At 60.6% G+C, this 11,804-nt stretch carries 8 protein-coding genes and 3 pseudogenes; 7 read left to right on the top strand and 4 right to left on the bottom strand.

Going from position 1 to position 11,804, the window contains the following annotated elements:
* The first annotated feature begins 21 nt into the window (after positions 1 to 21).
* On the top strand, positions 22 to 768 hold the full coding sequence (locus HAP41_RS50285; RefSeq protein ID WP_321576391.1) for a thioesterase family protein: 747 nt from the start codon (positions 22 to 24) through the stop codon (positions 766 to 768).
* On the opposite strand, the gene HAP41_RS06545 is transcribed toward HAP41_RS50285, so the two are convergent.
* Positions 746 to 1,315: a YopT-type cysteine protease domain-containing protein gene (locus HAP41_RS06545; protein ID WP_248577182.1), complete on the bottom strand. Its 570-nt coding sequence runs from the start codon at positions 1,313 to 1,315 to the stop codon at positions 746 to 748. The genes HAP41_RS50285 and HAP41_RS06545 overlap by 23 nt on opposite strands.
* Positions 1,316 to 2,370: 1,055 nt before the next feature.
* Between HAP41_RS06545 and HAP41_RS06540 the strand changes: the two genes are divergently transcribed.
* Positions 2,371 to 2,772 carry a hypothetical protein gene (locus tag HAP41_RS06540; RefSeq protein ID WP_166104124.1) on the top strand — a complete coding sequence of 134 codons (402 nt, stop codon included), beginning with the start codon at positions 2,371 to 2,373 and terminating at the stop codon, positions 2,770 to 2,772.
* A 385-nt stretch (positions 2,773 to 3,157) separates the two neighbouring features.
* On the opposite strand, the gene HAP41_RS50280 is transcribed toward HAP41_RS06540, so the two are convergent.
* Positions 3,158 to 3,403 carry a hypothetical protein gene (locus HAP41_RS50280; RefSeq protein WP_321576392.1) on the bottom strand — a complete coding sequence of 82 codons (246 nt, stop codon included), beginning with the start codon at positions 3,401 to 3,403 and terminating at the stop codon, positions 3,158 to 3,160.
* A 247-nt stretch (positions 3,404 to 3,650) separates the two neighbouring features.
* Between HAP41_RS50280 and HAP41_RS06530 the strand changes: the two genes are divergently transcribed.
* The 3 genes and pseudogenes from HAP41_RS06530 (at position 3,651) to HAP41_RS06520 (ending at position 6,178) form a co-directional block, all read left to right on the top strand.
* Positions 3,651 to 3,791 (top strand): hypothetical protein, encoded by a 141-nt coding sequence (locus tag HAP41_RS06530; protein ID WP_166104127.1) that lies wholly within the window; start codon positions 3,651 to 3,653, stop codon positions 3,789 to 3,791.
* A gap of 359 nt (positions 3,792 to 4,150) precedes the next feature.
* Positions 4,151 to 5,318: pseudogene (locus HAP41_RS06525) on the top strand (IS3 family transposase).
* Positions 5,319 to 5,857: 539 nt separating this feature from the next.
* Positions 5,858 to 6,178, top strand: a complete 321-nt coding sequence (locus tag HAP41_RS06520) for a hypothetical protein (protein WP_166104130.1) — start codon at positions 5,858 to 5,860, stop codon at positions 6,176 to 6,178.
* 44 nt (positions 6,179 to 6,222) lie between these two features.
* Here HAP41_RS06520 and HAP41_RS06515 read toward each other — a convergent pair.
* Both HAP41_RS06515 and tnpC read right to left on the bottom strand, forming a co-directional pair.
* Positions 6,223 to 6,865 (bottom strand): annotated as a pseudogene (locus HAP41_RS06515) (plasmid pRiA4b ORF-3 family protein).
* 59 nt (positions 6,866 to 6,924) lie between these two features.
* A pseudogene (gene tnpC / locus HAP41_RS06510) lies at positions 6,925 to 8,493 on the bottom strand (IS66 family transposase).
* Between the two features lie 93 nt (positions 8,494 to 8,586).
* On the opposite strand from tnpC, the gene HAP41_RS06505 reads away from it, so the two are divergent.
* Together HAP41_RS06505 and HAP41_RS06500 are read left to right on the top strand one after the other, a co-directional pair.
* A complete protein-coding gene (locus HAP41_RS06505; RefSeq protein ID WP_166064748.1) occupies positions 8,587 to 9,861 on the top strand; it encodes an IS256 family transposase in 1,275 nt (424 codons plus the stop codon).
* Positions 9,862 to 10,418: 557 nt separating this feature from the next.
* The gene (locus tag HAP41_RS06500) at positions 10,419 to 11,762 is read left to right on the top strand and encodes an IS1380 family transposase (protein WP_166053720.1); all 1,344 of its coding nucleotides are present in this window, start codon (positions 10,419 to 10,421) and stop codon (positions 11,760 to 11,762) included.
* Positions 11,763 to 11,804: the final 42 nt, after the last annotated feature.

The raw sequence follows: 11,804 nt of genomic DNA, 5'->3' as shown, positions 1-11,804 counted from the left end.
ATTCGAGACGGACGGCGGTACATGCAGGTGCGAGTCTACTTTAAGATATCGACGCCCTGCCAGATTGTTTATCACACGAATTTTCTCCGTTTCATAGAGCGCGGCAGAACGAATTACTTGCGCCCGCTCGGCACCAATCAGCAAGGGCGGCTCGAGGAAACGCGGAACGATGCGCCGGGCTTCGCCTTCGTTGTCCGTTCGACGACAATCGATTCTCTAAAACCGGCGTTCTTGGACGGCCTTCATGACATTGTCACGGTCCCGCAAGAGGTGAGAGGCACTTCGGTTGGCTTGCCGCAGGAGTGCAGGCGCGGGGACGATCTCTTGGTCTCGGCGCGGGGACGGGTCGCGTTTATCTCAGGCGGAAAAGCGCAGCGCATCCCAAGGTCTGAGGCTTGCTATGGAAGAGCACAGATAAATCTGCCTTTCGTTCACGCCTTAATGCTCCAGCGCCCCGATGAAATCAATGCATTGGCCTTCTGCTGCGACATCGTCAAGTCAGAGTTCGCCGGAGCGACACGTTGCTCAAGGTTCACAATCCAACTGGGTGACTGTTCTCGTCGTGGCGCTCTTATACGCGACGATCATTGCCATTGCGGCCTCATTCACCGCTGCCAAGCTCTTGGAAGGAAATTCCTCCATCTGCCGCAGAGCTGGCTCCCGACGCCGCGGCCGACGCAAGCGCTGGCCGACGCATCCGCGCCTTCACAGAAGGCGTCAATCACCACCGGCCTGCAGGCCCAACTCACTGCATCCTTTGCGTCGTGATTGTCGACAAATGTTGCCCGTTGGGATTCCTGTAACGATCGGCGAGGCTTTGTAACAATGAAGCCATCTGGTTCGGATCTGATCGAACAGTAAATTCTCCAAAGTTAGGGTCGAAAAGCGTGGTCGTTCCATTGGAGGCCGACGTCGCCACTGTGTGTGCGCCGCCTTCGGCGAAATACAAGCTGAGCAAATGGTTCGATCGGTCTTTGTTGATTTCGTTCACCATGCGCTCGACGTTCGAAGACTTGCCGAATGCGAATCTCTTCTCCTCTCCAGCCGGTTCCAAGCCAGCTTCCTCCAAAATGGCATTCTGTGCCCGAAGGTCGGCGTGAGAAGAGTCTGCTCCCCTGCTTCGCAACTGATCCTTGAGATTTTGATATTGCTGCTGCCGTTCAGCCGCTGAGGCGTGCGTTTGCGACCCAGGTGTGAGCGCACGCATTCGGGTTGGTGGGCTGTTGTTAAGATTGCGGAACCACTCCGCAGTCAGCCCAACGCAGATGCCGTCCACATTCGCATCACGCAGATCGGCCGTTCTGTAATCAAACAAGGAGGTGGCCGGACTCTCTGGAGCGGATGTACTGGGGTCGGAGGCACTGGAAGTTCGAACGTCGTTTTCATCCGAGGTATGTGGCTTGCTGCAGCAGGCCCCCCTCTTGTCGGGCAACTCCCCCGGTTGTGAGTTCCACTGAGGCGAGAGATGTGCTAGTGTTTCCGTAAAGCTGCCGCTATCCACCGACTGACTCAGTTCGTCAGCTTGGCTAGTGCGTGTCGATGAGCTACTGATTCGATCGTACATGACGATTCACCTTTCTGTGCTGCGCTAGTTTCCACGGATCGATTCGGGATGCTTAGGCCCTGCTGCGAGGATACCCAGCCAAGCTGACGGGCAGCTGTTGTCCAGCTTAGAATCGTTCCTTTGGCGAAGTTCTGACAATGTCAGATACGGTGCGGCGTAGCGCTGTGTTAGATCCTCCCGCGCATATCCGGTAGGTGGCCTTGAGCAGCGCTATCGTGGGGACGGACAATTCCTCCGCAACGCTGTTTGCCAGGATAGTAGCGGTGAGGCTGGCGCCGAATTCCTGAGTGCGCTCACCGGAATCATTCGCGGCGGTGAGCGGGCAATACCGCCAACGCTTCAACTACCGACCTTTAACCGATCGGGTTCGGCTGTCCGTCAGTGAGGGCCTCACAGTGAGCTGCGAAGCGGGCGACCATCGGTATTCCCTGTTTCGTGACGGCCTGGCGCTGCTCGGCAATCTGTTCCGCGATCGCCTCCGCGAGGTTGTTATCTGGTCGCCAAACGACGTGCTATCTTTGCGCTGGGCGGCGTCATTCCAGGACGACATTGAAGGAAGGAACGGTCGTCGGAAAGCAAGAAGGTGGGGCAAGTGGGATTGCCGCAGCCGCAGGGCCTGATTTCTCCGGAGGACAGCAGCGCAATCGGCGGCGAAGCTGATCCAATTCACGGCCGTCAGCTCCAGAGCGCTGCGGATGCTCGCATCGCGGATGTGGCGTAACGAGGGAAGTCGGTGGATTTCGACACCTTCTCGCGTTGCGAGATATGCCTGTGCTGAGCACTCTGATAGTGTCGTCGATGGCCTGTTGGAACGCGTGGAGATTGCTCTCCTGCTGAAATGGCGTCCGAAGCGCTGGGCCATCGAATGCCCGGGCGAACATTGCAAGGGCCTGCCCCTCATCAACGTCCTGAAACGTATCGACGAAATTGCGCAGGTCGACTTCACTGTCGGGGAACGGAACTCTGTCGACGAGGCGCCGCAGCAGAAATTCGGCCCGAAGCCGGAGATGCTCCTCGAACCCGCGCCGGACCAGATCACCACGGTAGGGACGCCCCGTTTCACGGCGGCCGATCGAACCTGGTCGCGACGTTGGGCCGAGACACTGCCGCGGCATACGAACTTGAAGGCGTCAGGTTTGCCGATCACCGCGTTCCCCGCCGCGGCCAGATCCCTTCTCCGTCTTCGCTTGCCACGATTGACGCATTGAATGACGGTGCGCTCGTCCAGCTCGTCGTCGATCGGACGTGTGCCGATGACAAGACGCCCGTCTTCCAAGAGGAGCGATCACAACAAAATTATTGCTGCGACGACGCTCGACCCTGCCTCGCCACCACGTCGGTACCCGAGGCAAGCCATGGATTTTCAAATCCGCGCCTCGTCAATCTGGTCCGACTGCTGGCGCGACAGGCCGCACGGGACTTCGTTCGAGCCGAAACAGATAGGGGGATACGAGACTGCCTTGCGATGTAAGGAGTCGCCTCCTGAAGGTCGCGCCTGCGCCCGCTACTCATCAGACAATCAGCGAGACGCTTCAATCGAGGATCAGTTGCGGCTCTGCACGCCGAGAAACAAGGCTGGACAGTCGTCGACAGCTATACCGATCGCGCAATCTCCGGTGCGTCGCTGTTGCGTCGCGGCATCAGGAACTGATCGGCGATGCGACGCGCGGCAAATTCGTCGCCGTGCTCGCAGAGGCGATGGATCGCCTGAGCCGCGATCAGGATGATATCGCTGGACTGTTCAAGCATATGGCTTTCGGCGGTGTGCGTGTCGTCACGCTGTCGGGGGGTGACGTGACGCATCTGAACAAGGTTCTCGACCGCATCATCGATGAGCACGGGCTGATCGTGAGCGGCTGGTCCGCCGATTGGGACCCCGCGTTGAGAGCGGCACTCACGCGGGCCCCGACGCGGGGATATCCAGTGTACTGGGCGGCGCGAGGTGAACCTTCCAAGATCGCCACGGACCTGATTAGACAGCGGGCCGGCAGGAACATTCGCATTGATAGCGCGGACACGAAAGCTTGGAACGCTTGGTGAGCAGCCAGGCTGACATCAAAAGGCAAAACCCACAGAGCGTTGGTTGATGGTGGCCAGCGACAAGCGCTTTTTGGCAAAGCCTGAATTCCGCATTCAGCTGGGTGATCTTATTAGTGAAGAAGCGCGAAAGCTGGAAAGGACGCTAAACGGCCCGGATTTCGCACTGATCGGCGCCTTTCTCCAATGACCTGATCATGCAGAAGGTGGCGCGAGCAGAGAGTGCAATGGAGTCGGTCGCGCGCATTGTGGGTGTTCTCGGGCGTTGGGGCACCGGATCAGAGTTTCGCTAAGTGCTCGACTTGCGGATCGAATTCGGCGTCAGGGAAAGTATCGGCTGGTTGGGCACCTTGATCTGCGCACCTACCCGGCCGTTCTCCTCCTTTACGCGTATGGCCTCGCATTGCTGCCCGGCGATATACTGATCTTCTCAAATTCCTCAGCGTTACCATCGTGACCGAGCGCGACAACACTACTGAAATGGACCCCGATTTTGGGACCAGAGGTTAGTTGGAAAAGGGCCGCTCCGTTTGATAGACGGAGGGCATGATGACGACGAAGACGAGACGCAAGATCGACGCGGCACTGAAGGCAAAGATTGCGCTGGAAGCCGTGCGGGAGCAGGCGACGGTGGCCGATCTGGCCCAGCGCTATGAGGTTCACCCGAACCAGATCTATGCCTGGAAGAAGCAACTGCTGGACCAGGCGGCGCGGGCCTTTGATGCGGGTGTCGGGCGCGAGAGCGAGGAAACGCGCGAACGCGAGATCGAGAAGCTGCACGCCAAGATTGGACAACTGACGGTCGAGCGCGATTTTTTAGCGCGGAGGTCCGGAAGATGAGCACGCCGGACCGTCGAGGAATGCTCGATCGCGCGGACAAGGCGCTGTCGATCCCGTCGGCAATGCCTGTTGCTTGGCATCGCGCGCTCCGGGGTCTACCGGCCGCCCCGGCCGGCCAACGACAACGACCTTGCCCTGATGCGGCGGATCGACGAGCTGTTCATCGCCTGGCCGTTCCTGGGCTCGCGGCGAATGACCGCAATGCTGAAGGCTGAGGGGCTTCAGGTCAATCGCAAGCGCGTGCAGCGGTTGATGCGCAAGATGGGCATCGCGGCGCTGGGACCGAAGCCGAACACGACGAAGCCGGCGCCGGGCCACAAGATCTATCCTTATCTGCTGCGCAACATGACGATCGACCGGCCGAACCAGGTGTGGGCCGCCGACATCACGTATCTGCCCATCGGCCGTGGCTTTTCTTTATCTCGTCGCCATCATCGACTGGGCGAGCCGTGCGGTTCTGGCGTGGCGATTATCGAACACGATCGACGTCTCGTACTGCGTGGCGGCTCTGGAAGGGGCGCTGGCGAAGTACGGCAGGCCGGAGATTTTCAATACCGACCAAGGCAGCCAGTTCACCAGCGCGGCCTTCACCGGCGCGTTGGCGGGCGCAGGGATCAAGATCTCCATGGATGGCCGCGGTCGTTGGATGGACAACGTCTTCATCGAGCGGCTGTGGCGGTCGCTAAAAGCATGAGGACATCTATCTCAAGGGCTATGCCGACGGCCGCGAGGCCAAGGCAGGGATCGCGAGCTGATCGCCTTCTACAACGATCGTCGCCTTCATCAGGCGCTCGGCTATCGCACGCCGATGGCGGTCTGGCGCGAACGGATGCAGGCCGCGAAGGCTGTGGAATGGTGGACAACGCTGACGCGTTGACCACATGCCCACAGCAACAGCAGCAGACAGTGTCTCTGGCAGCGTGATAGGAAGTAATCAGGAGCGGTCAGTTTCCAACTAACAAACCGGCTCAAGCGGCCCCGCTCCGCGGGTCCATTTCACTACAACCGTGGTGAGTCACTTATTTCTCACGTCATGTGCGGGTGGCGAAAACAACGCCTGGAAATTCTTGCCGGGGCTTGAAAAGCGCAAGACGCCCCTCAGCGATCATCTGCACGATGTCTTCCAATCCTGGACCGGCGACTATCTGTTTTCGCCGAATGGTTACACCACTCTTTTCGAAGATTGCGAGCTGCTCTGCTCCCTGGCGTATATCTCGATCGGAACCAGCAGAGGACCTGCAGCAAGCAACCAGCGGCGCCACAGGCAGAAGCTTTGCCTGGTGTCCGATGGGACGGGTCTCATGGGACGGGCAGACGCGCAGGCGCATCATGGAAGGATGGGCGCGTCCGTAAGCGGCCGATGAACTGACGAAGGCCGACTTCGCGAGAGGACAGCCAGAGTATCTGAAACTTGCCATGAGCCGCCTCAACAATCTCGCGGGCGCCTCGAATGGTAGTGTTCGGACATCGAGTGCCTTTTTCCGGCGTGGCAGCCTAACGATGACGGTCGTACCAACCTCGGATTGGAATCTCACCAACCTTAACGACACGGACCGGCGCATACGCGTGCTCGAAGAGGTTCCTGCAGATGACTTGATTTCTGGGCTTACCACCGCCGCCAAGAAAGCTGCGGGTGAGGCCAAGCTGACTTTGAGTGGCAGCGAGCCGCCCACACAGAAGCTCTGCCTGTCATTCGGCCCTTTAATTGCGGTTTGTTGTCAAGCTTTACATTTCTGAATTCGCCCATGGCACGGTGGTAGTGCTCGCGCCGTCGGAGTTGGTCAGGGTTGCGGAGACAACGCGAGCGCGGCTGATACGTACTTTGCCGGCCAGGCATTGGATCGTAACCCTAGCTCTTCGGCCCTTTTGATTGGCTCTTGACGCCCTATTTTGATCGTAGCTTTTGCCGACGTGGCTTCCAAATTCCGGACAATGCGTTGACGGCGGCCTCGAGGGCCTTCCGGTCGATCTCGTTGGGATTGAACCGCTCCGGGGCCCCAGCGGCGCATATGTTCGTGCTCCGGATGGGTGGGGTCACCGATGGCATCGAGGTATTCGGCATAGCCTGGCGCACCGCCGACGTCTTCCGGAGGACAACGACCGGCGGCCTCGAGCAGGAAGGGCATGCCCTCCGTCGGTGTTGTCGAACCACTTTTCGAGCTTGATCACGTGATCCCAGCTGTCGCCGAAGTCATAGAGATAGTGGATCGTCTTGGCGCCGGTCTCTCGAACGATATCGCAAAGCCGCGCTTTACGGGCATCAATGGGCTGGTGGCCGTAATCATTGTCGGGGTCGGGAATCCCCCAATGTGCCTCACCAGCGAAGAACTCGAAGAGGTGACTGTTCGTCCAGCCGAATGCCTCCTGAAGCGTCAGATGCAACCGATCAAGGCGCAGGGTAACGGGTACGACAAGGCGACGCATCACCTCCGGCTTCACATCCTTGAGAGTAACCTTGATCCGGACCGCGGTCGTGTTCAGGCTCATGCCGCCAGCCTCGGATCGTGTGCATGCATCGTATATGTCGACGCCCAGGGAAGCAGCTCGTCCAGTCGCGCCGCTGGCCAGCCATTGACGAGCTTCGCGAGAACGTCAGCGAGCCAGTGCTCGGCACTGACGCCATTGAGCTTACAGGTCTCGATTAACGAAGCGAGAACTGCCCAATTCTCGGCGCCCTCGTCGCAACCGGCAAAAAGGGAGTTCTTGGCGTTGAGCTTGATCGGCCGCATCGCACGCTCGACAGCATTCGTGTCCATCTCGATGCACCCGTCATAAAGATGGAGCGTCAAGCCGTCCCAATGACGCAGCGCGTAACGCAGGGCCTTCGCCGTGTCGCTCTTCTGTGCAAGGTGATCAAGCTTGGCCTCAAACCACTGCTTCAAGGCTGTCGCCAGAGGTCAGGCATGCGCCTGCCTGCCAGCACGGCGCTCGACATCTGATCGGCCGCGGAGCGCTTTTTCGACTGCGTAAAGTTGGGCGATGCACTCAAGAGCCTCGCGGGCAACCGGAGCTGGCGCCGGAGCGGCCTCGCGCTCGATCTTCACAAACTGGCGCCTCACATGCGACCAGCGGAAGGCAAGCGTCCCGGACAAGGCGTCCGCACGCGTCTCTCGGGTCTTAGTCTTGTAAGCCTGATAGCCGTCGCAGTGGATGATGCCGCGAAAGCCCTCAGGCAGCTGCAAGCCATGAACGGCCCCACGGCCCGGTGCATAGGCGTAAACCACGCCAGGTGGGTCAGGTCCGGCCCGGAGCCTGTCATCGCGTGACAGCGCCCAGAAGTAGCCGGTTTTGGTCCTGCCGCGCCCCGGATCCAACACCGGTGCGGGGGTCTCGTCGACACAGAGCTTCGAAGAGCCGAGCAGAAGCTGGCGCAGACGATGCCACAAGGGCTTCAATTCCTGGGCGGCATAGCCGACCCAGAAGGCGAGCGCAGAACGGTCGATGGCGATACCGTGCGTCGTCAGCATCTGCGCCTGGCGGTAGAGCGGCAAATGCCAATGATACTTGGCGTCGATCACATGCGCGACCAGCCGCTCGGTCGGCAGTCCTCCCCTGATCAATCGCTCGGGAGCAGCATGCTGGAGGACGACGCCGTGACAGACGCGGCAGGCCAGTTTGGGGCTGCGGGTGACGATGACGCGATACTGCGCCGGTACGACGTCCAGCATCTGGCTCTCATCGTGACCGATCTCAAAAAGGTCGCCTGCGCAGCACGGGCAGCAGGTTGCAGCGGGCATCAGGGTCTCGACGATGCGTGGCAAATGCTCCGGCAGCTTGCCACGATTGGCCCCGCGCTTGGAAGTTCTCTTCTCGCAGGTTCTTGGATTGGCGTGATTCTCGGCTGCTTCGAGAGCCGCGACGGCCTCTTCGATGTCCTCCAAAACAAGCTGTAGCTGATCAGCGTCCAGCTTTTCCGACGATCGACCGAACTGCGCATCTTTTGCAAGCTTGAGCAACCGCTCGAGCCTGGCGCAGCGATCCAGCAGAGCCGCGGCAAAGACACGCAAGTCGCCTGGATCGCTCGGCAGCACATCAGGTAAATCACTGGGGATGTCCCGGGTTCTGTTGAATTTCTGAAGAGGTCGGCGTTGCCCACCTTGAGCCGGTAGGCTCGGGGTGCTGATTCCACAAAGGAGAGCAACGCCATGACGAGAGATATCACACCGGCTGGTTGGCCGGCGACCGGGGCTGTGGAGAAATCATTTGCGGAAGTGCGAGCGAGCTTCGATCGGTTCTGCCTTGCGGCAGGAATCGAGGCGCTCGGCACGATGATGGAGGCGGATGTGACAGCGGCCTGCGGGCCGCGCCACGGTCGTGATGCGGCGCGGCGGGCGCACCGTTGGGGCCGAACGCGGGGGCGGATCGGTTTCCACGGCGGCAAGATCGAGGTCGATCGCCCGCGGGTCCGGGGCATGGACGGCCGCGAGGTCACGATCCCGAGCTGGGAAACGGCGGCGCAGGAGGACTGGCTCGGTCGCTGGGCGATGAACCTGATGCTGATCAATGTGTCGACGCGCCGGTTCGGCCGCGCCGTCCGGCTGCCCGAGGGTGACGTGCCGGCACCGCCCGGATCGGGGATTTCGAAGTCGGCGGCCTCGCGGAGGTTCGTGGCTCTGTCGGCGGCGCGGCTGGCCGACTTCATGGCTGCCGATCTGTCCGCGCTCGACCTTCTGGTGGTCCAAATCGACGGGCTGCATCTCGACGACGATCTCGTGCTGGTGGCCGCGATCGGGGTTGACGGCGAAGGCAACAAGCATCCGCTGGCGCTGGTGGAAGGGGCGACCGAGAATGCAGCAACGGTTCAGGCCCTGCTGGACAACCTGGTCTCGCGCGGGCTCGACCCGACGGTGCCAAGACTGTTCATCGCCGACGGCGCGAAGGCGTTGTCGAAGGCGATCCGCCGCACCTTCGGTTCGGCCGCTGCGATCCAGCGCTGCCAGATCCACAAGGCGCGCAACATCATGGAACGCCTGCCGAAAGAGCATCATGCGGCCACCCGCCGGGTGCTGCGCCAGGCCTGGGAGCTCGATGACGCCGACAAGGCTGAAAAATTGATCCGCAATCTCGCGCGTCGACTCGACCAGCAATGGCCCGGCGTTGCGGCCAGTATCCTCGAAGGCCTCGACGAAATCCTGACTGTCGTCCGGTTGAAGTTGCCGAAGGAGCTTCGCCGATCGCTCGCCTGTACCAATATCGCCGAGAACATGATGGGCACCATTCGCCGCGTCACGCGCAACGTTAAACGCTGGCGGGATGCCGGTATGGCCTTGCGATGGGTCGCGGCCGGTATGATCGAGGCCAACAAGGGCTTCCGACGATTGAAGGCGCATAAGCAATTGTCGGTTCTGCGTGCGGCCCTTCAAGCTCACCACGATCGCATGACAATCAAGTCCGTTGCCCACGTCACGAGGGCTGCGTAATATTCATTCCGGCAACGTCGACCCGACGTAGTTCAACAGCGATCGGGACATCCCCCTCGCCTGCAGTTTCCCAATCATTCGTGGCGGAATTCAAGAGGTGCACCCGCCCCAGCAGGACTTAAGTTTTACCAGCAACAGGCGCGGGACTGTTTGCCGTTAGGCATCGACCTGCAATCGTAAGATTGAAGCATGCCTCAGCAGCGCGTCACGGACCGCCGAAGCAATATTTGATGCCCCCCTAATCGGCAATAGGAGCACTAGCGCTTGAAATGATTTCGGCGCAAGAAAGGCTACTTTGCGCAAGTTGTAAGAAACGTAAGGTACGTTCTTAACGCGTCCCGCAGCAACTTTTAACAATACGAGCAATTATTGATATTTTCGAAGCAATTATCGTTAGTGCATTGTGACAAAGACCGCATCTTTAAGGGGAATTAGCCCGTCTTATTCGTCAGAGGGCGCCTGAGAGGCTGGCGAGCGTGGTGTAAAGCGCTGATGCGGCGTAGGATTCGGTTGCAAAGCCAACCCCATCACCTTCAGCCGCGAACACCAGGCCCGCCATGACCGATGATACGATTCTGCCCTTCTCGTTTCCAGCCGTTCACGCCAAGAAAGTCACAGCTGCCTTCGATGGCGGTCGGCTGACCTCGAACGGGGGCGTGATGCTTCTGGCGATGGCCGAGCGGCGTCTCGGCTTGGCCGACAATTTGGCCCGGGTGTTCCCGGATCGGCGCGATCCGACGCGGGTCGTGCACAGCCTTGTCGATATGTTCCGCGCGCGCATGTTCGCGATCTGCTGCGGCTACGAGGACGCCGACGACCTCGATCATCTGCGGTCCGATCCGGCATTCAAGCTGGCCTGCGGACGGCTGCCGGACACGGGTCGCGATCTGTGTTCCCAACCGACGCTGTCGCGTCTGGAGAATGCTCCGCGCCTGCGCGACGTGATCCGACTGACCTACACTTTGGTCGACGCATGGATGGATAGCTACCCGCGCGAGCCGGCATCCGTCACGCTCGACATCGATGATACCTGCGATGTCGTCCACGGCCATCAGCAGCTCTCGCTGTTCAACGCTCATTATGACGAACGCTGCTTCCTGCCGATCCACGTCTACGACACGGAGAAGAGCCGGCCCGTGGCGGTCGTGCTGCGGCCCGGCAAGACGCCGGGCGGCGTCGAGGTGCGTGCCCATCTGCGCCGCCTGGTACGGCATATCCGGACGCGGTGGCACAACACGCGAATTACGTTCCGTGGCGACGGGCACTATGCCCGGCCGGAGGCAATGGCGTGGTGCGAGACCAACGGCATCGACTACATCTTCGGTCTGTCCGGCACCAAGCCGCTCGCCAGAAAAGTCGACGCGGTCGCCGACGACATCCGCACGCGACGCGCCATCGAGAACCTGCCGGTTCTGCGCGGCTATACCGAGACGCGCCACAAGGCAAAGTCCTGGGATCGCGAACGACGCACCGTCGCCCGTATTGAGGCGACGATGCTCGGCCTCGACATCCGCTTCGTCGTCACCAGCCTCGATGTCGGCTCGGCCGAGTGGATCTACGACAGCCTGTATTGCGCGCGCGGCCAAGCCGAGAATCTGATCAAGCTGCATAAGACGCAGCTCGCCTCCGATCGCACCAGTTGCCGTTCGGCGCTCGCCAATCAAGTCCGCCTCGTTCTCCATACCGCCGCTTATTGGCTGATGCTGACCGTGCGCGACGCCATTCCCAAAGTCCGGGAATTGGCCACTGCCGAGTTCGCGACGCTGCGTCTTCGGCTCTTGAAAATCGCCGCCCGGGTTGTCGAGACCAAGAGCCGCATTCGCCTTGCGTTCGCCGCGGCATGTCCCGAAGCCGACCTGATCCGCAGCTTGCCCGGCGCGCTGCTGCCGCTCGGTCCTTGACCGGTGGGGCGTCCGCCCGCGTTCACCCAACCCATCCCTCAA

The sequence above is a fragment of the Bradyrhizobium barranii subsp. apii genome, assembly GCF_011516635.5.
Classification (GTDB): domain Bacteria; phylum Pseudomonadota; class Alphaproteobacteria; order Rhizobiales; family Xanthobacteraceae; genus Bradyrhizobium; species Bradyrhizobium barranii.
The sequence above is the reverse complement of the archived record's forward strand: the minus strand, read 5'-3'. Positions and strand labels throughout refer to the sequence as shown.

Coding starts and splice junctions, on each gene's coding strand:
- HAP41_RS06500 (WP_166053720.1), top strand. CDS start 10,419: ATGACCGATGATACGATTCTGCCCTTCTCGTTTCCAGCCGTTCACGCC.
- HAP41_RS06520 (WP_166104130.1), top strand. CDS start 5,858: ATGAGCCGCCTCAACAATCTCGCGGGCGCCTCGAATGGTAGTGTTCGG.
- HAP41_RS06505 (WP_166064748.1), top strand. CDS start 8,587: ATGACGAGAGATATCACACCGGCTGGTTGGCCGGCGACCGGGGCTGTG.
- HAP41_RS06530 (WP_166104127.1), top strand. CDS start 3,651: ATGGTGGCCAGCGACAAGCGCTTTTTGGCAAAGCCTGAATTCCGCATT.
- HAP41_RS50285 (WP_321576391.1), top strand. CDS start 22: ATGCAGGTGCGAGTCTACTTTAAGATATCGACGCCCTGCCAGATTGTT.